The 21628-nt window shown below is 61.7% G+C and carries 19 protein-coding genes; 13 read left to right on the top strand and 6 right to left on the bottom strand.

All coding sequences use genetic code 11. The features are described from left to right. The first annotated feature begins 74 nt into the window (after positions 1-74). The 9 genes from ASE36_RS06610 to ASE36_RS22530 all read left to right on the top strand — a co-directional run bounded on the left by ASE36_RS06610 (position 75) and on the right by ASE36_RS22530 (position 9841). Positions 75-1133, top strand: coding sequence for an ABC transporter permease (locus ASE36_RS06610; protein WP_062276686.1), 1059 nt, complete (start codon positions 75-77; stop codon positions 1131-1133). Further along, positions 1133-1915: an ATP-binding cassette domain-containing protein gene (locus tag ASE36_RS06605; protein ID WP_062276684.1), complete on the top strand. Its 783-nt coding sequence runs from the start codon at positions 1133-1135 to the stop codon at positions 1913-1915. The genes ASE36_RS06610 and ASE36_RS06605 overlap by 1 nt, the downstream gene beginning before the upstream one ends. Further along, a complete protein-coding gene (locus tag ASE36_RS06600; RefSeq protein ID WP_062276682.1) occupies positions 1912-2535 on the top strand; it encodes a nucleoside triphosphate hydrolase in 624 nt (207 codons plus the stop codon). Before ASE36_RS06605 ends, ASE36_RS06600 begins: the two co-directional genes overlap by 4 nt. A 209-nt stretch (positions 2536-2744) precedes the next feature. After that, positions 2745-3143, top strand: a complete 399-nt coding sequence (locus ASE36_RS06595) for a response regulator (protein ID WP_062276680.1) — start codon at positions 2745-2747, stop codon at positions 3141-3143. A 27-nt stretch (positions 3144-3170) separates the two neighbouring features. Continuing rightward, entirely contained in the window at positions 3171-3665 is a 495-nt protein-coding gene (locus ASE36_RS06590; protein ID WP_062276678.1) for a molybdopterin-dependent oxidoreductase, read from the top strand. A gap of 44 nt (positions 3666-3709) precedes the next feature. Then, entirely contained in the window at positions 3710-5929 is a 2220-nt protein-coding gene (locus tag ASE36_RS06585) for an ATP-binding protein (RefSeq protein ID WP_244474672.1), read from the top strand. Positions 5930-5945: 16 nt separating this feature from the next. Further along, positions 5946-7046 (top strand): HD domain-containing phosphohydrolase, encoded by a 1101-nt coding sequence (locus ASE36_RS06580; protein ID WP_062276674.1) that lies wholly within the window; start codon positions 5946-5948, stop codon positions 7044-7046. Between the two features lie 70 nt (positions 7047-7116). Further along, positions 7117-8154 (top strand): dihydroorotase, encoded by a 1038-nt coding sequence (gene pyrC / locus ASE36_RS06575; protein ID WP_062276672.1) that lies wholly within the window; start codon positions 7117-7119, stop codon positions 8152-8154. Positions 8155-8638: 484 nt separating this feature from the next. Then, positions 8639-9841, top strand: coding sequence for a hypothetical protein (locus ASE36_RS22530; protein WP_062276671.1), 1203 nt, complete (start codon positions 8639-8641; stop codon positions 9839-9841). Positions 9842-9943: 102 nt separating this feature from the next. Here ASE36_RS22530 and ASE36_RS22145 read toward each other — a convergent pair whose 3' ends face one another. Further along, positions 9944-10099, bottom strand: a complete 156-nt coding sequence (locus ASE36_RS22145) for a DUF3096 domain-containing protein (protein WP_082510950.1) — start codon at positions 10097-10099, stop codon at positions 9944-9946. Between the two features lie 199 nt (positions 10100-10298). On the opposite strand from ASE36_RS22145, the gene ASE36_RS06565 reads away from it, so the two are divergent. Both ASE36_RS06565 and ASE36_RS06560 read left to right on the top strand, forming a co-directional pair. Continuing rightward, positions 10299-10991 (top strand): orotate phosphoribosyltransferase, encoded by a 693-nt coding sequence (locus ASE36_RS06565; protein WP_062276667.1) that lies wholly within the window; start codon positions 10299-10301, stop codon positions 10989-10991. Between the two features lie 77 nt (positions 10992-11068). After that, entirely contained in the window at positions 11069-11995 is a 927-nt protein-coding gene (locus tag ASE36_RS06560) for a carbohydrate kinase family protein (protein ID WP_062276665.1), read from the top strand. A 47-nt stretch (positions 11996-12042) separates the two neighbouring features. Here ASE36_RS06560 and ASE36_RS06555 read toward each other — a convergent pair whose 3' ends face one another. From ASE36_RS06555 to ASE36_RS06540, 4 genes are all read right to left on the bottom strand, one after another. Then, entirely contained in the window at positions 12043-12465 is a 423-nt protein-coding gene (locus ASE36_RS06555) for a glyoxalase superfamily protein (protein ID WP_062276664.1), read from the bottom strand. Beyond that, positions 12462-13793 carry an MATE family efflux transporter gene (locus ASE36_RS06550; RefSeq protein WP_244474671.1) on the bottom strand — a complete coding sequence of 444 codons (1332 nt, stop codon included), beginning with the start codon at positions 13791-13793 and terminating at the stop codon, positions 12462-12464. The genes ASE36_RS06555 and ASE36_RS06550 overlap by 4 nt, the downstream gene beginning before the upstream one ends. A 360-nt stretch (positions 13794-14153) precedes the next feature. After that, positions 14154-15782, bottom strand: a complete 1629-nt coding sequence (pgi, locus tag ASE36_RS06545; RefSeq protein WP_062276660.1) for a glucose-6-phosphate isomerase — start codon at positions 15780-15782, stop codon at positions 14154-14156. A 99-nt stretch (positions 15783-15881) separates the two neighbouring features. Further along, a complete protein-coding gene (locus ASE36_RS06540) occupies positions 15882-17588 on the bottom strand; it encodes a long-chain fatty acid--CoA ligase (protein ID WP_156378580.1) in 1707 nt (568 codons plus the stop codon). A 303-nt stretch (positions 17589-17891) separates the two neighbouring features. On the opposite strand from ASE36_RS06540, the gene ASE36_RS06535 reads away from it, so the two are divergent. Then, positions 17892-18284, top strand: coding sequence for a PRC-barrel domain-containing protein (locus tag ASE36_RS06535; protein WP_062276658.1), 393 nt, complete (start codon positions 17892-17894; stop codon positions 18282-18284). Positions 18285-18624: 340 nt separating this feature from the next. Beyond that, a complete protein-coding gene (locus tag ASE36_RS06530) occupies positions 18625-19545 on the top strand; it encodes an alpha/beta hydrolase (RefSeq protein WP_062276656.1) in 921 nt (306 codons plus the stop codon). A gap of 10 nt (positions 19546-19555) precedes the next feature. Here the strand turns inward: ASE36_RS06530 and ASE36_RS06525 are convergent, their stop codons facing one another. Further along, entirely contained in the window at positions 19556-21559 is a 2004-nt protein-coding gene (locus ASE36_RS06525; protein ID WP_062276654.1) for a CocE/NonD family hydrolase, read from the bottom strand. Positions 21560-21628: the final 69 nt, after the last annotated feature.

The following is a 21628-nucleotide window of genomic DNA, read 5'->3' as shown; positions in this document are numbered from 1 at the left end:
GCGGCTTCTGGCCGCCCCGTGTCAAATACCGGGCCCGGAGTCCGGCACAAGAACCACATCGGGAGGTATGTCTTATGGCGGGAGCCCAGGAATTCGAGAAGGTGCTGACCCAGAGTGAAACGAGCGTGGCATCCTTCGAGGACCGCTCTACTCTGCGCAAGATCCAGCACTTCCTACACTCAACGCCGGCGGCCGTGCCCCTGATCGTCCTTGTCATGTCGATCATCATCTTCGGCCTGACGATCGGTGGCAAATTCTTCTCCAGCTATACGCTGACCCTGATCCTCCAGCAGATCGCCGTCGTCGGCATCCTGGGGGCGGCCCAGACGCTGGTCATCCTGACCGCCGGCATCGATCTGTCGATTGGCGTGGTCATGGTCATCTCCGCCGTGGTGATGGGCAATTGCGCCATCCACTACGGCATCCCCTCCGGAATTTCCGTCATCATCGGCCTGGCCGTCGGCGGATTGTGCGGCCTCCTGAACGGCGTGCTCGTCGCCAAGGTCAAGCTGCCGCCCTTCATCGTCACGCTGGGCACGTGGTACATCGTGATGGCCACCAACTTCATCTATTCGGCTAACGAGACGCTGCGCGATGCCGATGTCGAGGCCATCGCACCCTTCCTTCAGGTCTTCGGCGAGAGCTTCAAGGTCGGCAAGGCGGTCTTCACGCTCGGCGTCGTCTTCATGCTGATCCTGGTCTTAGGGCTTTGGTATGCGCTCAATCACACGGCCTGGGGTCGGCACCTCTATGCGGTCGGCGACGATCCGGAGGCCGCCCAGCTTGCCGGTATCCGCACCGACCGCGTGCTGCTCGGCACCTATACGCTTGCCGGCGTCATTGCCGGGCTCGCAGCCTGGGTCTCGATCGGCCGCAATGGGTCGATTTCGCCGTCGGCCGCGGTCACCGACTATAATCTTCAGGCCATTACGGCTGCGGTGGTCGGTGGCATCTCGCTCTTCGGCGGACGCGGCTCGATCCTGGGCACGCTCTTCGGTGCCCTCATCGTCGGCGTCGTGTCCATGGGCCTCAACATGCTCGGCGCCGATCCGCAATGGAAGGTGCTGCTCACGGGCGTGCTCATCATCGCCGCCGTCGCAATCGACCAGTGGATCAGAAAGGTAGCAGGCTGATGACCCAGGAACCCATTCTCACCGCCCGCGGCCTGGTCAAGCGTTACGGCCGCGTCACCGCCCTCGACAATGCCGATTTCGACCTCTATCCGGGCGAAATCCTCGCCGTCATCGGCGACAACGGTGCCGGCAAGTCTTCGCTCATCAAGGCGATCTCGGGCGCCGTCACGCCGGACGAAGGCGAGATCAAGCTCGAAGGCAAGACGATCAACTTCCGCTCGCCGATCGAGGCGCGCAAGGCCGGCATCGAGACCGTTTATCAGAACCTCGCTCTGTCCCCGGCACTCTCGATCGCCGACAACATGTTCCTCGGCCGCGAGATCCGCAAACCCGGCGTCATGGGCTCGGTCTTCCGCAAGCTCGACCGTCCCGCGATGGAAAAATTCGCCCGCGACAAGCTGACCGAACTTGGCCTGATGACGATCCAGAACATCAACCAGGCGGTGGAGACGCTGTCGGGCGGCCAGCGTCAGGGCGTGGCGGTTGCCCGTGCGGCGGCCTTCGGCTCCAAGGTGATCATTCTCGACGAGCCGACGGCAGCGCTCGGCGTCAAGGAAAGCCGCAAGGTTCTCGAGCTGATCCTCGACGTGCGCTCGCGCGGCATGCCGATCGTGCTCATTTCCCACAACATGCCGCATGTCTTCGAAGTGGCCGACCGCATCCATGTCCATCGCCTGGGCAAGCGGCTCTGCGTCATCAATCCGAAGGACTACACCATGTCGGACGCCGTCGCCTTTATGACGGGCGCCCGGCCGGCACCGGATGCCGGTCTCGCGGCATGAGCATGACGGTCGACGAACTGGCCGACGAGATCGTCAGGCGGGCTGAAGGCAAGGCCCGCTTTCTCGTCGGGATTGCCGGGCCTCCCGGCGGCGGCAAGTCGACGCTCGCCGATGCCCTTTTCGAAAAACTGAAAGAGCTGGAACAGGCACCCGCCGTCCTGCCGATGGACGGTTTCCATCTCGACAACCGGCTGCTGATCGAACGCGGCCTCCTGCCGCGCAAGGGCGCGCCTGAGACCTTCGACGTGCGCGGCCTTCGCGACATCCTGCAGGCTGTGCGCGCCGGCGGCGAAGTGCTGGTCCCGGTTTTCGACCGTGACCGGGAGCTCGCCATCTGTGCCGCCCGCTGTATCGCACCGGAAGACCGCATCATTCTCGTCGAAGGCAACTACGTCCTGCTCGACCGCGAGCCCTGGCGGCCGATTGCCTCTTCCTTCGATCTGACGGTGATGGTCGCGCCGGAAGAAGACGAGTTGGAGCGCCGGCTCGTGGCGCGATGGATCCATTACGGACTGTCCCAGGACGAGATCCGCGCGAAGGTCGAGGACAATGATCTTCCCAACGGCCGTCTCGTCCTGAGCGCCAGCCATCCGGCCGATATTACGTTGCGATTTGCCTAAGTTGCTGGTCCTGTTCGGGACTTCGTTTCATCGTTAATTCTTAAGTTCTAATTAAATGGGCAATCGGTAAAATTGTACCGGTTTGCTTCAGCCAATCTCAGCCTCCCCCTGATACAACTCCTCCATGAAAGATTAACGCGTGCAACGTCTCCCCGGCAGATGGGGAGGCGCGGCAGTCCAGGGGACCAGCGCCGGAGAGGAGTGGTGGCATGACCATACTGATCGTTGAAGACAACCCGACCAATGCGATGATCATCAAGCATCTCGCAAAGAAGGTGACGAACGAAGAGATGGTCGTGGCCACTGACGGGAACACAGCACTGACCTTCTGTCACGCTGAAACCTTCTCGATGCTGATCGTCGACCATCTGCTGCCGGGCATGTCGGGTCTGCAGTTCATCAAGGCGGTGCGCCTAATGGATCGCTACCGCAACGTCCCGGCCGTCATGGTAACCGCCGAGACGGATCCGCGCCTGCGCGAGGAAGCCCGTGCCGCAGGCGTCACCGATTTCCTGCACAAGCCGGTCGAGGCCATGGCCTTCCGCAAGCTGATCGCCGATCACCTCGGCGCTGCTGCGATCGTCCAAGACCTGCCGAAGTCGGCCTGAACCCTCAACGCGACCTGGAGAAATCCCATGAAAGGCATGCTACTTGCGCTCCTGTTAGGCGCGGTCTCATCGACATCCGCGCTCGCGCTCGATGCGCCCACGGGACCTGTGGTCCTGACGGTGAAGGGCGCCATTACCAATACCAATGCGGGCAACACCGCCGAGTTCGACCTTGCCATGCTCGAAGCACTGGCCGGCCGCAAGGCGACGATGGAAACGCCCTGGACGGACGGCAAGGTGACGTTTGAAGGACCGCTCCTCAGCGCATTGCTGGAGGCCGTGGGTTCGACAGGCACACTACTGTCGGTCAAGGCGCTCAACGATTACGCAGCCGAAGTGCCGGCCGAAGACGCCAAGCTCGCGACGATGCTGGCGACCCGGATGGATGGCAAGCCCATGTCCGTGCGTGACAAGGGTCCGCTGATGATCGTCTATCCGTTCGACCAGAACCCAGACCTTTACAACGAGAAATATTTCTCGCGCTCCGTCTGGCAGATCAAGGAAATCGAGGTCAGCAAGTGAACAACCGGGAAGCGACACTCCGAAAGGCAGCGGGAGGAGGCCATGTGGCCTTCATCCTGCAGCTGATTTCGGCTGTCCTTCTCCTGGTGCTTCTCATCCTCTTCGTGGATATCGCCCGTCAATACCGGATCATGGAAGACGGCGTGCGCGAAAATTCCATGTGGTCCGTCTATCAGCTGGACCGGGAGGCCCGGCAGCTTGATTACAGCCTGTCGATCCTGCGCCGGGGCGAGCCGAATCCCGAGGGTTTCCAGGAACTCGGCCTCCGCTACGACATTCTCTATTCGCGTATCGCAATCCTGGATCAGTCGAAGTTCGGCAGTTACTTCGCTCAGGATCTGAAGATCCGTGGTTACATTGACAATATCGCGACGACAATCACCAGCATCCAGCCGGTCTTCGACGGGATCACAGTTGGCGACTATCCAGCGGCGGAGCAGCTGGATGGTCTGGAAGCCGTCGTTTCCGGCCTCGGCCGCATAACCGAGCAGTTCCTGCTCTATACCAATACACGCGTCAGCTCCGAACGTGCTGAAAGCCGACAGATCATCCTCGGGCTCGAACGCACCTCGGGCATCATGCTCGTCCTGCTGATGGTTTCCGTGGTCTTTCTCGTCGTCACCCTGAACCGGCAGCTGAAATCCGTGCGCGAAACCAGCCGCGAACTCCAGGCCATGGCATCCGAACTGACGGAAGCCTATGAAGCGGCCGATGCCGGCAACCGGGCAAAATCTCAGTTCATGGCGACCATGGGCCATGAAATCCGCACCCCGCTCAATGCCATCCTCGGCATGTCGGAACTGCTTGAACTGTCTGAACTGCCCGATGATGCTCTCTCAAGCGTGAAGACGATCCGCTCCTCCGGCGAGGCGCTGCTGGAGATCATCAACGAGATCCTCGACTTCTCCAAGATCGAACACGGCAAGCTGGAACTCGAGGAACGCGCCTTCGATATCTGCGGTCTGGCGGAGAGCACGGTCAGCATTATCCGCGGTCGCGCCGACGATCAGGACAACACGATCATTCTCGATCTGCCCGAATCCCTGCAAGCCCTGTTCGTCAAGACCGACCCGACGCGCCTGCGTCAGGTTCTGCTCAATCTTCTGTCCAATGCGGTGAAGTTCACCAGCCAGGGGACCGTTACCCTCCGCCTGCGCGAGTTCTACCGCGAAGGCAAGTTGATGATCCGCTTCGAGGTGGAAGACACCGGCATCGGCATCGACGAGGCGGGGCTCGACAAGCTGTTCAAGCCCTTCTCGCAGGTCGACGCCTCGATCAGCCGTCGGTACGGCGGAACAGGTCTGGGCCTTACCATCTGCAAGCAGATCGTCGAAAAGCTCGGGGGCGAGCTCGGCATGAGCAGCACCGTCGGCGTCGGCTCGATCTTCTGGTTCGAACTGTCGGTGGTGCCCGTTGGCCGCGAAGAGGCGGAAAAGGTTGTTGCCAAGACGGCCGCGGAAGAGACGCTGCCGCGCTACCGGATCCTTCTCGTCGAAGACAACAAGGTCAACCAGATCGTTGCCACGCGGTTCCTCGCCCGGTTGGGACAGCACGTCGAGATCGCCAATGACGGCGCCGAGGCTGTCGCGATCACCCGTGGACAGGTCTTCGACCTGATCCTGATGGATATGCAGATGCCGGTGATGGACGGGATCGAGGCCACGCGCCGGATCATCGCCGAAGGGGGACCCTGCGCCTCGACGCCGATCATCGCCATGACCGCGAACGCGTCCGACGACGACCGCCGGCGCTGCATGGATGCCGGCATGCAGGGCTTTGAATCCAAGCCCGTGACCCTGGAAAGACTGAAACAGATGATCGCCTATGCCACCACGCCCGATCGCGGCGCGTCGCAAGCCCCGCATGCCGCCCCCAAACCGGCGCTTGAGCGCTTTGAGCTGCCGGAGCCGGACATGAGTGCCATGCCGCTGCAGGCGCTTCCGGGCCTCGGCATCGAGGGACTGGATGAGGCGCGTCACGCCGAACTGGTCGATGCCCTCGGTGAAGACGTTTTCCAGGAACTGGTTGAATCCTTCTTCAACGATGCGGAAGAACTGTTGGCAGAACTGGATGAGGCGCTGCGCAAGCAGGACCCGGACAGGCGCGATCGCGTGCTCCACACGATCAAGGGGGCGGCCTCGAATGTCGGACTGAACGATCTGGCGGTGAAGGCCAATGCGCTGCGCCACCAGGCCCCCGAAGCCGCCGATATCGACATACTGGGCGAAGAAATTCAGGCCCTCAAATTCAAACTCGTTGCATAGAAGCACGGAGGCGTTCATGCGTATCTTGTTGGTTGACGACAACAGCACCAATCTGAAGCTTCTGACCAAGCTGGTTGGCAAACTCGACAATTGCGAAGCGGTGCCCTTTGCCAGCCCGGACGCGGTGCTCTCGGCCCTGCCGGAGCTCGATTTCGACATTGCCATCATCGACTACCAGATGCCGGTCTATAACGGTGTCGAGCTGTTCACCGAGATTGTCCGCTTCGATAAATATGCCGAGGTGCCGGTGATCTTCGTGACTGCCGACAAAGATATGACGACCCGCATGGCGGCGCTCAATGCAGGTGCCATCGACTTCCTGACCAAGCCGGTCAATCCCGTCGAATTCCAGGCCCGCGTGCAGAATATCGTCAGCCTCGCCCGCGCCCGCCGCCAACTGGCCGACCAGGCGGAATGGCTGCGCCGCGAGGTGGAGCGTGCCGTTGGCGAACTGCGTGAGCGCGAGCAGGAGATCATCCATCGCCTTACTCTCGCTGCCGGCTACAAGGATCCGGAAACGGCGCGTCATACGCTGCGCGTCGCTTCCTATTCCGAAGCGATCGCCATCGAGCTCGGCCTGTCGCCGCAACTCTGCCACGACATCCGCCTAGCGGCCCCGATGCATGACATCGGCAAGGTCGCCATGCCCGATACGGTGCTCTTGAAGCAGGGGCGCCTCACCGAAGCGGAATATCGCCAGATGCAGTCGCATGCCGAAATCGGCAGCGACATTCTCGGTCGCTCGCATTCCTCGCTGCTGCAGCTCGCCTCGGAGATTGCCGCCAGCCACCACGAGCGCTGGGACGGGCAGGGCTATCCCAACCGTCTGGCGGGCACCGCGATCCCGATCTCCGGCCGGATCGTCTGCATCGCCGACAACTTCGACGCGTTGACCACCGAGCGTCCCTACAAGCCGGCCTGGAGTTTTGCCCGCACCGTCGAGCATATCCTCGGCCGCGCCGGCACCCAGTTCGATCCGGATTGTGTCGCCGCCTTCGAGCGTGCCCTGCCGCGTATCCAGGCGATCATGGACCAGGACCGGCGCGAACAGGCCGAAGAGGCGGAGCGCGCCATGGCGGCGTCGACGGATCGGTTCCCCGGCGAACGGGTTGCCTGAGATCCTTTGATCCTTCGGACGAACATGCTAAGGGCGGGCAGATTTCTGCAAGCCGGAGGCATGTCGCATTATGGTTTCCCTGACGATCCGTCGCCCCGATGATTGGCACCTGCATCTGCGCGACGGCGCCATGCTGGATGGCGTGATCGGCGACACCAGCCGTCATTTCGCCCGCGCCATCATCATGCCCAACCTCGTGCCGCCGGTCGTCACCACGGCGGATGCAAGGGCTTATCGGGAGCGCATCGTCAAGGCCGTGCCGGCAGGCGACCGCTTCACGCCGCTGATGACCCTCTATCTCACCGAGCACACCGACCCCAACGATGTCGAGGAGGGCAAGCGCTCCGGCCTGATCACGGCGGTCAAACTCTATCCGGCCGGTGCCACCACCAATTCCCATGGCGGCGTGCGCGACATGGACAAGGCCATGCCGGTTCTGGAGCGCATGGCAAAGATCGGCCTGCCGCTCTGCGTGCATGGCGAGGTGACGACGCCTGATGTCGATATCTTCGACCGCGAAAAGGTCTTCATCGACACGGTGCTCGACCCGCTGCGCAAGCGTCTGCCGGAGCTGAAGGTGACCATGGAGCATGTCACCACCTCCGACGGGATCGACTATATTCGCTCGGCCGAGAGGAACCTCGCCGGCTCGATCACGACGCATCACCTGATCATCAACCGCAATGCCATTCTCGTCGGCGGCATCCGGCCGCATTATTACTGCCTGCCGGTGGCCAAGCGAGAGAGCCATCGTCTGGCTTTGCGCAAGGCAGCAACCTCCGGCGACATCAGGTTCTTCCTCGGTACGGACTCTGCACCGCATGTGGACCCGCTGAAGGAATGCGGCTGCGGCTGCGCCGGTATCTATACCTCGATCAACACGATGAGCTGCCTTGCCCATGTCTTCGAGCAGGACAATGCACTGGACAGACTGGAGGCTTTTGCCTCGCTGAACGGACCTGCCTGGTATGGTCTTCCGGCAAACGAGGAGACAATCACGCTGGTGAAGCGGGAAGAGCCGGTCGAATTCCCGGCAAAGATCGAGACCGGAGCTGGCCCCGTCACCGTCTTCGACCCGATGTTCCCCTTGCATTGGAATGTTGCCTGAACTCGGACCCAGCCCTGTAGCCCGATCCGGGCCTCTTTTTTCAACTGAACCCAGCGGACCCTAACATCGGCCGGCCTCTCTCAAACGAGCGGCCGGTCGTTCGCGTTTGAGCGCGTTTGCTCCGGCCTGCGGTTTGTCAGAGGGCGGCGACACACATGGCGAGCCGAACGGTTGCGGCAACGAGATTTGCGCCGACGGCCAAAGTCTCTGCAATTAAGACTTTGTTTACATTAGCAGATCTGGCGTGCGTGTTCGGCGCCGGTCTCCATGGAGGCGCCTTTGTAGCTTCAATAGAGCGGGATGCTCTTTGTATTCACAAGTATTAATTCCTAAAACTTTATTTAAACAAAGAATTTAAAGGAGATCGTTAAAATTTACCATGGTTTACAATCTATTAAAATCAAGATGACACAGAATATAACTGTGGATATCTATCTCCTCACAGACGAATTGGTCGTCTTAAATATTTCGTGGGGAGTTAGTAATGCGTTCTTCCAAGTCATTCCGGGATGTGTACGTCAGCACCTCCAAGTCGATAGTTAACAAGGGTGCAGCCGTTCTTTTGACTGCGCTCTTCGCCTCCACCGCCGTCGGCCTGCAGCCGGTGCTCTTCAACGCCACCGCCTTCGCAGCGGCCTCGAAGCAGGCCGGTAACAAGGGTGGTCAGGGTGGTCAGGGCGGCGAAAGCGGCCAGGGCGATCAGGGCGGCCGTGGTAGCCAGGGTGGTTCGTGGGGCGGCAATCCGTCAGACAATGGCGGCCGTGGCAATCCGTCGGACAACGACAGCCGTGGCAGCCAGTCGGACAACGATAGCCGCGGCAACCAGTCGGACAATGACAGCCGTGGCGGCCGTGGCGACAGTGACAGCCGCGGTGACAACGGCGGCCGTGGGAACCAGTCCGACGACGACGATCAGTCTGATCGTGGCAACCACGACAACGGTCCGAAGCAGGACGACAAGTCCGACAACGGTGATCGTGGTGCCCCTGCGGACCGTGGCAACTCGTCCGACAACACCGACCGCGGTCCGTCCGAGAACAATGATCGCGGTCCGTCTGACGACAATGATCGCGGCCCATCCGATCATGGCGATCAGGGCAATGGCTCGAAGAGTGAAGATGGTCCCAAGCAGGATGACACCTCATCCAACAACGGCGACCGTGGTGCCCCAGAAGACCGCGGCAACAAGCCGGACGATCGCGGCGGCCCCTCTGACGAAGTCAAAGACAAGGATGAGACCCCGCGTCACAGCGACGAGTATCATCCGCGCGGTGACCGCGGTGAACCGCAGGTGAACCACGGCTCGGAAAACGGTCCGAAGAAGGACGATGGCAAGGGTCCTGGCAAGGACCGTCCCGGCAAGGGCCATGGCAAGGGCGACGGCAAGGGCCATGGTAAGGGCGAAGGTAAGGGCCACGGCAAGGGTCATGGAAAGGGCCACGGCAAGGGCCATGGCAAGGGTCACGGCAAGGGTCACGGCAAGGGTCATCACGGCCACGGCCATGGTCACCACGGCGGCAAGCCCTGCCCGGATGACGAAGGCCCGATCGACGGCGGCCCGACCGACCCGACACCGAGTGCTCCGACCAAGTCGACCCTGAAGTCCTCTAGCCGCGATTGCGACGGTCCGACCTGGTACCTCAAGGCATTCCAGCCGACCTGCGAACTGAAGATCGTCAAAGGCTGATCATACGGAATAGAGAAAGGGGCTCGCAGCGATGCGGGCCCCTTTTTGGTGTCGGGCGTCGAAACGGCAGGCGTTCAGCGCGCTGCGCTTCGGCTCCGGGCGTTACGATGTCATCGTCGACAGCTGCGGCCAGAGGCCGGTCAGGCCGACGATGATCAGATAGATCGCGACGACGTAGTTCAAGAGGCGCGGCATGATGAGAATAAGAATGCCGGCGATGAGGGCGACGAGCGGCTGGATGATCAGATAGTTTTCCATTGGATGAAACCTTGTTGTGAGGTGCGGACGCGGGGATAAAATCGCATAGCCGCGCGATTGTTCCATCAGGCCGGGTCGAGAGACATCCAGTCATCTCTCATCCGGACAGTCGGAGGGGCGTGCAGCCCCGCGCCAGCGTCTGGTCAGCCTCGCCTCTTGCTGCTATTGCGCTTCTGACCGCATTTGACAGGAGAGCGCCATGATCCAGACCCCCTTCACCGACCCCGCCGTGATGGCAGACCTCGTGGCGAAGATGCTCTGGGAGATCAAGGCGGTGCATTTCAATGCGGCTGAGCCCTACAAGCTCTCGTCTGGCATGAAGAGCCCCGTCTATATCGATTGCCGCAAGCTTCTGTCTTATCCGCGCGTGCGTTCCACCGTGATGGATTTCGCTGCAGCGACGCTGATGCGCAATGCCGGCTTTGAGCAGTTCGACTGTATCGCCGGCGGTGAGACAGCGGGTATTCCCTTCGCGGCCCTTCTTGCCGATCGCCTGGCCCTGCCGATGATCTATGTGCGCAAGGCGCCTAAGGGCCATGGCCGCAATGCCCAAATCGAGGGCCATATTCCGGAAGGGGCGCGCGTGCTCGTAATCGAGGACCTGACCACGGCCGGCGGCAGCATGTTCAAGTTCATCGATGCGATCAGAGCAGCCGGCGGCGTTGTCGATCATGGCATTGCACTCTTCTACTACGACATCTTCCCGGAAGGTCTGCAGCGCTTTGACGACGGCAAGGTGAAGCTGCATTACATCGCCACCTGGCGGAACGTGCTCACTGTTGCGCGTGAGCAGAAACTCTTTGATGAGAAGACCCTGTCGGAAGTCGAGGCCTTCCTTGATGCGCCGCTCGAATGGTCGGGGCGCAATGGTGGGGTTTCGTCTCTCGCTTGAGCAAATGCTCATAATCGCGCTGGAAATCCGGCATGACTTAGTTTAAATCGATTGAAACAGATCACTGGGAGGTCGAGATGATCCTGTGTTGCGGCGAAGCGCTGATTGACATGTTGCCACGCGAAACCACGCTCGGCGAGCGGGCCTTTTCTCCCTATGCCGGCGGCGCGATCTTCAACACAGCGATTGCGCTGGGGCGCCTCGGCATCGACACCGGCTTCTTCACCGGTCTTTCCGATGACATGCTGGGCGATATCCTGCGTGACACGCTGAAATCCTCCGGCGTCGATTACAGCTATTGCGCTACGCTTTCTCGCCCCTGCACGATTGCGCTGGTCAAGCTGACAAACGGTCAGGCCTCTTACGCCTTCTACGACGAAAACACCGCCGGCCGGATGATCACCGAAGCCGATCTTCCCACCCTCGACGACAGCTGCGAAGCCCTGCATTTCGGCGCGATCAGCCTGATCCCGGAACCCTGCGGCTCGACCTACGAGGCGCTGATGACCCGCGAGCACAAGACCCGCGTGATCTCGCTCGATCCCAACATCCGCCCCGGCTTCATCAAGGACAAGGAAGAGCACAAGGCGCGCATCGCCCGCATGGCGGACATGTCCGACATCCTGAAATTCTCCGACGAAGACCTCGACTGGTTTGATCTCCCGGGCACCCAGGACGAACGTGCCGCCTATTGGCTCACACGCGGCGCCAAGCTCGTGGTGCTGACCAAGGGTGCAGAAGGGGCGACCGCCTATACGGCGAACTTCAAGGTCTCCGTGCCCTCCAACAAGGTCGAAGTGGTCGACACCGTCGGCGCCGGCGACACGTTTGATGCGGGCATTCTGGCTTCGCTGAAGCGTCAGGACCTGCTGACCAAGGAAAAGGTAGCGACGCTGTCGGAAGAGGCCGTGCGTGAGGCGCTGACGGTAGGCGCCAAGGCGGCGGCCGTGACGGTATCGCGGGCAGGGGCCAACCCGCCGACGGCAGCCGAGATTGGGTTCTGAGACGGCGCTGCAACGGCAGGCCCTGTCAGCCGCCCAACAGGCTGGTGCTACAGCGCCGCGATGATCAGGTGCGGCACTCCGTTTGACGTCTTTTCAACGGAACGACCGCTGTCATCCACAACACCTCTTGCGACGCGACGCAGGTTTGAAAAGCTTGCGAAGGTCACGGTGTCGACCGGTTGGTCGAAGCGAATCGACACCGCATGGCCGCTGTTCGAAGATCTGATCTCGACGATTTCGCCCTCGAATGCCTGGCCAAGATAATATCCCCTGACCCTCTGCTGGAGATAAAACCGGGGTGAAGCGGCCCTGGCGAGCTTGGCAGACAAGGTGTTCCAGTCGCGTGCACCGTTCTGATGTGCGACCAGTTCCAGCGCTTTTGCGTGCCCGACTATTGTCCCTTCGGCAGCAAGCCTTGCCCGAAGGGCCTTTGCATGCGCCTTTGCTTCGGCGATGGTCCTGACTGTCATCGCGGAACTCCCTTCGCAGCCAATCCAAGCCCGGCATTGCCCCGCTCTTTGAAGGCAGTAACCAGGAGAAGAACGGTGACAGCTGCCGCGAGAAGATCGGCGGTCGGATAGGCGAACCAGACGTCATGTCCACCCAGCAGCAGCGTAGCAGCCGTCACCAGCAATGGCACCAGAAGGACAGGTTTTACCACCGTCAAGACTGCGGCCCTGGCAGGCTGACCCACCGCTTGGAAATAAAGGCCGAGCACCAGGATGGGCCCGGAAAACAGATAGAGGGCAGACATGATCCGGAGAATCCGGCCAACTGCACTGGTCACAGCGGCATCGGCCACAAAGAAGGCGCCGAGCAGGCTCCCCTGACTGAGGAAAAGAGCCTCAACGGCAACGCAATAAAGCAGTGTTGTCGTCGCTGCGATCCGAAGAACAGCATCGGAACGCGCATAAAGACCAGCCCCGACATTGTGGCCGACGATGCTCTGCATAGCCATGCCGACAGCCATGTTAGGCAAAAAGGCAAATCCGAAAATTCGTGTCGCGATGCCATATGCTGCGATGGTTTTGGCATAGTCGGCGCTTGCCGCAAAGCGCAGGGCCACAACCACACTGGCGGCGGAAAGTGCCATTCCGGCAAAGCCCAGACTGAGCGGTGCACCTAGGACCGCTATCCCTCGCCAATTGCCAGTCCAGCGATGTCGCCAGATACTGCTGAGCGGCAGCATGTCGGACATGAACCGTCGCAAGACGATGAGAAGAGCCAATCCGAGCGCTTGTGCAAGCACCGTGCCGAGCGCCGATCCGGCCACGCCAAGCTCCATGCGCGCCACGAGGACGTAGTTCAGCACAATATTGGCGAGGGTAACCCCAAGCGACATCAGCGCCATCGTCCCAGCGTGGCCCTCGTTGCGGCAGGCATCGGCGTGGACCGCCAGGAGGAACTGGATCGGGGTTCCGGACAGGGTTATCACAAGAAAGACCCAGACCATGTCCGCAATCGTTCCCTCGGAACCGGCCAGGTGGACCGAAAACCCTCTACCGGCGATGCAGAAAAGCAAGATGAGCACGGACGCCATGAACAGGGCCAGGCCGTGCGCAGCTGCGAAGGTTACTGCGGCTTCATCGCGATTGCCAGCGCCGAGTTGGCGGGCGAGAAGGCTCGACATGCCCCCGCCGACAAGGGTCGACAGCGCGATGGTGAGCATCAGGATCGGGAACGTCATGCCGACCGCAGCCATGGCCTCGGCGCCGACGAAATGGCCGAGAAACAAGGCGTCGACGATGCCGAGCACGCCATTCATGCCCATGATCGCGATCATGGGTAGTGCTGTCACAGTGAAAATTCTGCCCGGAGAGGCAGTCAGAAAACGGTTTTCGGGTGATTGCCGCAGAGACATCACTCACTCCTCCAAAGAGGCATTTCGAATGTGATGGGGGCCTGCATTGCCCACCGACGAAATGCTTCGAGGGTGAGAAGAAAACTGCTTACCGGCTTTACCGTGACTTGCGTCTGCAGGCGGCAGGTGCTCGGAACCTGCGCGACTAGAACCATTGAAATGGGAGATTGTCAATGAGGGGCCCGCCTCGTGCCGAATCACTGCGGTGAGGGCGGCGTATGCACAGCGTCGTCTAATCGACAGAGTTTCTTGTCGCTGCTCTTTCCGCGTGGCGCGATGAGCACCGCGTTTCCGCACTCACCCCGTCTTCCGCCCCGCTAGCGCCGAGACCAGCCCGACCGTCGAGCTGTCATGCCCGGTGGCAGCCACCTTGCCCTGCACCACCGGCAAAAGCCCCGTCGCCAGTTCCTTGCCGAGTTCCACGCCCCACTGGTCAAAGGAATTGATGCGGAAGATCACGCCTTCGACGAAGACGCGGTGTTCGTAGAGCGCAATCAGGCGGCCGAGGGTGAAGGGGGTCAGCTGATCGTAGACGAAGGTGATCGACGGGCGGTTGCCGGAGAAGACGCGGTGCGGGGCGAGGAAATCGGCCTCTTCGTCCGATACACCTTTGGCGGTCAGCTGGCTTTTGGCTTCGGCGAGCGTGCGGCCCTTCATCAGCGCTTCCGATTGCGCTAGGCAATTGGCGATCAGGAGGTCGTGCTGGTGGCGCAGTTCCGGTTCGAAGCCGTTGGCGGCGATCATGAACTCGGCCGGGATGACGCTCGTGCCCTGGTGGATGAGCTGATAGAAGGCGTGCTGGCCATTGGTGCCGGGTTCGCCCCAGACGACGGGGCCGGATGCGCCCTGGACCGGCTTGCCGTCGATGGTGACGCTCTTGCCGTTCGATTCCATGTCGAGCTGCTGCAGATAGGCCGGGAAACGCGACAGGCGCTGGTCATAGGGCAGGATCGCGCGGGTCGGGTAGTTCAGGACGTTGCGGTGGAAGACGCCGAGCGCGCCGAGCAGCATCGGCAGGTTGTCGCGGAAGGGGGCGGTGCGGAAGTGCTCGTCCATGGCGTGCGCCCCATCGAGGAACTGCCCGAAATGGTCAGGACCGATGGCAATCATCAGCGGCAGGCCGATCGCCGACCAGATCGAATAGCGACCGCCAACCCAGTCCCAGAAGCCGAAGACGCGGGACTGGTCGATGCCGAAGGCGGCGACCTTGTCGAGCGCGGTCGAGACGGCGCAGAAGTGGTGGCCGACGGCGGCTTCCCCGAGCGCGTCGGCGACGAAGGCGCGCGCCGTCTGGGCATTGGTCATCGTCTCGATCGTAGTGAAGGTCTTCGACGCGACGATAAAGAGGGTTGTTTCGGCGTTGAGCGTCTTCAGCGTGTCGGCAATATGGGCGCCGTCGATATTGGAGACGAAATGCGCGCGCGGGCCGTCATGGAAGGGGGCAAGCGCCAGCGTCGCCATGACAGGGCCGAGATCCGAGCCGCCGATGCCGATATTGACGACATCGGTGATGGCCTTGCCGGTCGCGCCTTTCAATTCGCCGGAGCGGATGCCGTCGGCAAACTTGCCCATGGCTTCGAGCACGCCGTTGACATCAGGCATGACGTCGCGGCCATCGACCAGCACAGGGCGGTTGGAGCGGTTGCGCAGCGCGGTGTGGAGAACGGCGCGGCCTTCGGTGAAATTGATCGGGGCGCCGGAGAACATCTGGTCGCGCTTGTCGGCGACCCCGGCCGTGGTGACCAGTTCCTCAAGCAGGGTTAGAACTTCGTCATTCACGGCGCATTTGGAATAATCCATCAGCAGGTCGCCGAGCGTGACGCTGAAATGCGAGAAACGCTGCGGATCGGCGGCAAAGGCGGCGCGCAGGTCTTCGGCATGGGTGGCGGCAACGGCGCTCGTCAGCTTGTCGATGATGGCTTGCATCGGAATGTCCCTGTTAACATGGTTGCACGGGACATTAGTCGCAGCACAAGGCGCTATCAAGACAGGGGAGGCCTGACGCCTCCCCAAATTTCAATCGATTTATTTCTCGTCCCGCAGCTCGCGACGCAGGATCTTGCCGACATTGGTCTTCGGCAGTTCAGTGCGGAACTCGATGTAACGCGGGCGTTTGTAGTTGGTTAGATTTGCGGCGCAATGAGCCTTCAGCTCGTCGATCGTGAGCGCCTCGTCCTTCTTGACGACGAAGAGTTTCACCGCCTCTCCGGAATGACCATCCGGCACACCGACAGCGGCGCATTCGAGCACGCCCGGATGCATGACGGCGACTTCCTCGATCTCGTTCGGATAGACGTTGAAACCGGAGACGAGGATCATGTCCTTCTTGCGGTCGACGATTTTCACGTAACCCTGTTCGTTCATCAGGCCCATGTCGCCGGAGCGGAAGAAGCCGTCCGCGCTCATCACCTTGGCGGTTTCTTCGGGGCGCTGCCAATAGCCTGCCATGACCTGGGGGCCGCGGATGCAGATCTCGCCGACTTCGCCGATCGGCAGCGTCTGGCCGTCCTCGTCGCGGATCTCTATGTCGGTGGAAGGAAGCGGCAGGCCGATCATGCCGGAGAATTCGCGCGCATCAAGCCGGTTGACGGTGGCAACAGGTGAGGTCTCGGACAGGCCGTAGCCTTCCGTGATCGGCCGTCCGGTCATCTGCAGCCAGCGTTCGGCGACCGGCCGCTGCACGGCCATGCCGCCGCCCAGCACCAGCATCAGCGAAGAAAAGTCGATCTTCTTGAATTCTGGATTGTTCATCATCGCATTGAACAGCGTGTTGAGACCCGGGAAGACATGCGACTTGAAGCTCTGCAACTCCTTGATGAAGGCCGGAATGTCGCGCGGATTAGCAATCAGCAGGTTATGGCCGCCGAGCGCGATGCCCATCAGCGAATTCACGGTGAGTGCGAAGATATGGTAGAGCGGCAGCGCGCAAACGAAGTTCAGTACATCGGGACGCGACTGGCCGGCAAAGGCGGCTTCCAGCCAGAGCGCGATCTGCTGCTTGTTGGCCAAGAGATTGGCATGGGTCAGCGCCGCACCCTTGGAAACGCCGGTGGTGCCGCCGGTATATTGTAGGAAGGCAATGTCGCCGGGAGAAACAGCGACCGGCTTCAGTGTCTGCCTTGCGCCCTCGGCCAGCATGGCCTTGAAGCTGGTATGGCCGGGAATGGTCCAGGCGGGCACCAGCTTCTTCACCTTGCGCACGACAAAATTGACGATATGGCCCTTGAGGCCGAGCATGTCGCCCATGGTGCAGACGACAACATGCTTCACCTCCGTGCGGTCGACGACCTGCTGGACGGTATGGGCAAAGTTTTCGAGCACGATGATCGCCTTGGCGCCCGCATCTTTCAGCTGGTGTTCCAGTTCGCGGGGCGTATAGAGCGGGTTAACGTTCACGACCGTGAGGCCGGCGCGCAGGATGCCGTAGACGGTGACCGGATTCTGCAGGATGTTCGGCGTCATGACGGCGACGCGGTCGCCTTTGGAGAGGCCCTTCGATTGCAACCAGGCGCCGACTTTCCGCGACTGCTCCTCCAGCTCGCGGAATGTCATAGAACGGCCCATGCTGGTGAAGGCCAGACGCTCGCTGTATTTGGCGCAGCTCGCTTCGAACAGGGCGCCGAGCGAGGGATGGGCATGTGGGGCGATCTCCGCCGGCACCGAGGCGGGATAGGATTGGACCCAGATCTTTTCGGCGGCGCGGCCGCTGAGGCGGCTCATAGTTTCCGTCATATTGTCCTCCCGAACCATTTTCAGATGCGCATCCACCAGGCGGGCTCCTCCCCTTAGCCTGGAACCTCATGCTAACGCAAAGGCTGCACAAGTCCCGAAAAAATTATATAACCTTGACGTAAACGTCAATACACCGGGTTCGCTCGCTTGATGGCGACAGGGACGGCGCAGCGTTGCAGGGTGTCGCCTCATTCTTGGGTTCAAGAAGCCGTGTCGGGCGAGGGCGTGGCCTCGGTTATTCGGAACCATTCGACAGGCCTTGCCGTTGACCAGATACGATCAACCAATACAGGAGGATGCATCATGGACCAGGTCAACAGCGCCGTGAGCGGCAAGGACCCTTATGCCAAGGATACCGCAACCCTGATCGCCAGCGACAAGGTCGAAGGTACCGCAGTCTATGGCGTGGACGGAGACCGTATCGGCACTATCCAGCGCGTACTTCTCGAAAAGCGCGGCGGTCGCGTGGCCTATGCCGTTCTGAGCTTCGGCGGTTTCTGGGGCATCGGCGACGAGTATTATCCGTTGCCTTGGGAAACGCTTACCTATGATGACCAGCTCGACGGTTACCGGATCGGTCTGACAAAGGAACAGGTCGAAGGCGCGCCGAAATATCGTGACGACAGCGAGGACTGGTATCGCAACAATGGCCGCTCGGTTTACGACTATTATGGCGTACCGCCCTACTGGATCTGACCCGAGATTATGACATGACAAAGGGCCTCGCTTGCGGGGCCCTTATTCTGTTTGCTTGGCGGAGAGATCGAGAGGACGGCAGCGTAATCGCGCTGCAGCAGGAGAGACGTCAATCAACCCGCCCGAGCCCGTACTAAAGTTTACGGCACTCGCGCCCTCCGGCTCTCCTGACATGAAACACGCTGGGGGAAAAGTCTGATTCTGTGGCGAAGGGTTTGAAACCGGCGGGCTCGCCGGATTTGGCTGTACGTTGCCGCAAACGGAGTGGATTGCAGAGCCGTCCGGGACTAGGCTCCAGAGATACACACCCAAGGCGTCTCACTCTCCGAACGGACAGCGCATGACCGATCCCCACCAGAAGGCTCCGACCGAAGCCGGAATCCTCGACTTCCTCGCCACCTGCGCCGCCTTCTATCCGGACGATGCGGTGGACGCTTCCATCAGCCAGCAGCGTGCGTGGTATGATGCGCTCTGCGCCCATTTTGACAGGCCGCTGCCGGCCGGCATGGTGACGGAGGACCGGAAGGTCGAGGAGCGCATTCCGGTCCGCTGGTACCGTCCCGCGGAGGTCAAAACCGAGACCGTGCTTTATTACATCCATGGTGGCGGTTTCGTCGTCGGCTCGCTCGACAGCCATCATGCGATTTGCGCGGAGCTGGCAGAGCATGCCGGCGCAGAACTCGTGTCGGTGGATTATCGACTGGCGCCGGAGCATGTCTGGCCGGCGGCGCATGATGATGCGTTTGCGGTACTCAAGTCTTTGCTCGATGGCAGCTGCAAAGTGGTGCTGATCGGCGACAGCGCAGGCGGCAATCTCGCCGCCGGACTGGCGCTTCGGGCGCGGGAGGAAGGGATAGCAGGGATCGTGGGTCAGGCGGTGATCTATCCGGCGCTGGGCGGCGATCTCGTCTCCGGCTCCTATGCGGAGATGGCGCAGGCGCCGGGGCTGACGACATCGGACGTTGCATACTACCGGACCGTGCTGCAAGCGCCTGAAGATAGCCCGGTCGCCCATCCGCTTCTCAGCGCATCCCTCACCGGCCTGTCGCCGACCTTCATCACCGTCGCCCATTTCGATCCGCTGCGCGACGACGGCCGCGCCTATGCGAGCCGTCTCGCCGAAGCGGGTGTCGAGGTCTGGTTCCGCGAGGAGCCGCAGATGGTGCATGCCTGGCTGCGCGCCCGGCATATGAGCGAGGGCGCGCGCTTAGGGTTCGAGGCGCTTTGCGCGGCGGTAACACGGTTTGCCGCGCAGGGCTGAGGGCGACGCGTCACATCAGATCGCGCGGGATCGCCTTTTGCGGGAAGAACTTTTCGAACACCTTGATGTCACCTTCATAAGCAATGACCGATGCACTGATCAGCCAGTGGGTTTCTGTGCAGGCGATGCGCGAGGTGGAGACCGTGCGCACGAACCAGCCGGGGCGTTGCATGTCGCAGGTCCAGACCGAGGTGCCCGTCATCGACTGCGGATCACCCGGCGAGATCGACCAAACCTCGTCGCGGACCTGCCGGGTGGAGAGGCCTGTGCCCGGATGTTCGAACATGCCGGTATCCTCGTAGATCGTGTAATCCGTGCGGTTGACCTGGAGATCGCGCAGCACCTGGCGGCGGGTGGCCGACGGCGCATGTTCGATATAGGTCGGCAGCGGGTTCGGATTGTCCGGCTGCTTCATCTCGAAGGTGTCGTGCTCGCCGAGCTTCGGCAGGGCAAGGCCGAGCGTGGCGATGTCGATCGTCAGTTCCGCATCGGTGGGCGCGGGCAGCACCATCGGCCAATAGGCTGTCGACAGCGACAGGCGGATGCGGTGGCCGGGGCGGAAGCGATAGCCGCAGGCATCCAGCGTGAGGCGGATCGGTGTGGGTTCGCCGAGCACCATTGGCTGCGGCTCGGCATTGCCGTTGCGGTGGGTGAGGTTCAGCACACCGAAGGCGACGCGGGTGGCCGTGCCATCGGGATGCACGTCGACGATCCGGGCGATGAGATTGGCGACCGGTGCGTCACTCGACAGCATCACAGAGAGTTCCGGTCTGCCGAAGATGTCGAGTGTTTGGGTGAGCGGCGCCGTCTGGGAGGTCAGCGATCCCGCATCGTCGCCGCGCTGATCGCCGGCGAGTTCTGCATCGGGCTTCAGCGTGAACCATTCGCCGGCGGCGGTGCCCGTGTCGAGGGGAGACTTCAGCGTCACAGTATGGGCCGGCGCATGCGGGACCGGATGCCCCTCTGTCAGAGAGCCGAAGGATTCCACATAGAAGTTCAGCATCTCAGGCGCCTGCCAGCGGTCCTTGGACATCCAGAAACCGGGGTCCACATCGCGGCGCGGCGCGGGCTTGACGGCGTCGAGGATATAGGCCCGCACTTGCGGCACAGCCTCGGTCCCATTTTGCTCGCCGCGCAGCCAGCGGTTCCAGAAGGCGATGGCTTCGCCGTGGAAATCGGCGCGCGGCTTCGGCCAGGCGAAATGCGGATATTTGTGGATCCAGGGGCCGATCAGCGCCTTGGAGCGATCAGGCATGCCCTCGACGGCGAGGAGCGGCGTGTTGCGATAGCCATCGGCCCAGCCGGCGATGACCAACGACGGGATCGCGACGGCGGAAAAATTCTCGCCGATGGACCCGTGTTTCCAGAAGGCATCGCGGCGCTGGTGCTCCAGCCACTCTTCCAGGAAGAAGGGTTCGTTTTCCAGTCGTTCCATCCACATCTCGCGCCAGCGGTCACCGACGATTTCGGGATCCGGCGAGCGCGACTGATAGGCAAGCATGGTGGCGGCCCAGGAGAGCTGGGCCGAGAGGTGGCATCCGTTCTTGTAGTGGATGTCGTCGTTGTAGCGGTCGGTGGTCGAGGCAATCGAGATGACCGCCTTCAGTGCTGGGGGCTGCAAAGCCGCGACCTGCAGGCAGTTGAAGCCGCCCCAGGAGATGCCCATCATGCCGACGGAGCCGTTCGACCAGGGCTGGGCGGCGATCCAGGCGATCAGCTCGCAGGCATTGGCGAGTTCCAGCTCGGTATATTCGCCGTCAATGACGCCGTCGGACTCGCCCGAGCCTCTGATATCGACGCGCACGCCGGCAATGCCGGCGGCTGCAAACACCGGATAGGTGGATTCGTCGCGCGGGCTCGTTCCGTCCCGCTTGCGATAGGGCAGGAATTCGAAGACGGCGGGCACGGGATCGGCTTCAGCGCCATCCGGCATCCAGATGCGGGCGGCAAGCCTTGTACCGTCTGCAAGGGTGATCCACTGGTTTTCGATGGTGGTGAACGGGCGCGATGTCATGCTGTGCTCTCAGGTGGAATTTCAGTTCGTGGTTTTCCCCTCCCAAACCCTCCCCACAAGGGGGAGGGC

The sequence above is a fragment of the Rhizobium sp. Root274 genome, from assembly GCF_001429245.1.
Lineage (GTDB): Bacteria > Pseudomonadota > Alphaproteobacteria > Rhizobiales > Rhizobiaceae > Allorhizobium.
This window is presented reverse-complemented; position numbering and strand designations above follow the sequence as displayed.

Excerpts from the sequence above, each read along its gene's own strand:
- ASE36_RS06610 (WP_062276686.1), top strand. The coding sequence starts at position 75 with ATGGCGGGAGCCCAGGAATTCGAGAAGGTGCTGACCCAGAGTGAAACG.
- ASE36_RS06605 (WP_062276684.1), top strand. The coding sequence starts at position 1,133 with ATGACCCAGGAACCCATTCTCACCGCCCGCGGCCTGGTCAAGCGTTAC.
- ASE36_RS06600 (WP_062276682.1), top strand. The coding sequence starts at position 1,912 with ATGAGCATGACGGTCGACGAACTGGCCGACGAGATCGTCAGGCGGGCT.
- ASE36_RS06595 (WP_062276680.1), top strand. The coding sequence starts at position 2,745 with ATGACCATACTGATCGTTGAAGACAACCCGACCAATGCGATGATCATC.
- ASE36_RS06590 (WP_062276678.1), top strand. The coding sequence starts at position 3,171 with ATGAAAGGCATGCTACTTGCGCTCCTGTTAGGCGCGGTCTCATCGACA.
- ASE36_RS06580 (WP_062276674.1), top strand. The coding sequence starts at position 5,946 with ATGCGTATCTTGTTGGTTGACGACAACAGCACCAATCTGAAGCTTCTG.
- pyrC (WP_062276672.1), top strand. The coding sequence starts at position 7,117 with ATGGTTTCCCTGACGATCCGTCGCCCCGATGATTGGCACCTGCATCTG.
- ASE36_RS22530 (WP_062276671.1), top strand. The coding sequence starts at position 8,639 with ATGCGTTCTTCCAAGTCATTCCGGGATGTGTACGTCAGCACCTCCAAG.
- ASE36_RS22145 (WP_082510950.1), bottom strand. The coding sequence starts at position 10,099 with ATGGAAAACTATCTGATCATCCAGCCGCTCGTCGCCCTCATCGCCGGC.
- ASE36_RS06565 (WP_062276667.1), top strand. The coding sequence starts at position 10,299 with ATGATCCAGACCCCCTTCACCGACCCCGCCGTGATGGCAGACCTCGTG.
- ASE36_RS06560 (WP_062276665.1), top strand. The coding sequence starts at position 11,069 with ATGATCCTGTGTTGCGGCGAAGCGCTGATTGACATGTTGCCACGCGAA.
- ASE36_RS06555 (WP_062276664.1), bottom strand. The coding sequence starts at position 12,465 with ATGACAGTCAGGACCATCGCCGAAGCAAAGGCGCATGCAAAGGCCCTT.
- pgi (WP_062276660.1), bottom strand. The coding sequence starts at position 15,782 with ATGCAAGCCATCATCGACAAGCTGACGAGCGCCGTTGCCGCCACCCAT.
- ASE36_RS06540 (WP_156378580.1), bottom strand. The coding sequence starts at position 17,588 with ATGACGGAAACTATGAGCCGCCTCAGCGGCCGCGCCGCCGAAAAGATC.
- ASE36_RS06535 (WP_062276658.1), top strand. The coding sequence starts at position 17,892 with ATGGACCAGGTCAACAGCGCCGTGAGCGGCAAGGACCCTTATGCCAAG.
- ASE36_RS06530 (WP_062276656.1), top strand. The coding sequence starts at position 18,625 with ATGACCGATCCCCACCAGAAGGCTCCGACCGAAGCCGGAATCCTCGAC.
- ASE36_RS06525 (WP_062276654.1), bottom strand. The coding sequence starts at position 21,559 with ATGACATCGCGCCCGTTCACCACCATCGAAAACCAGTGGATCACCCTT.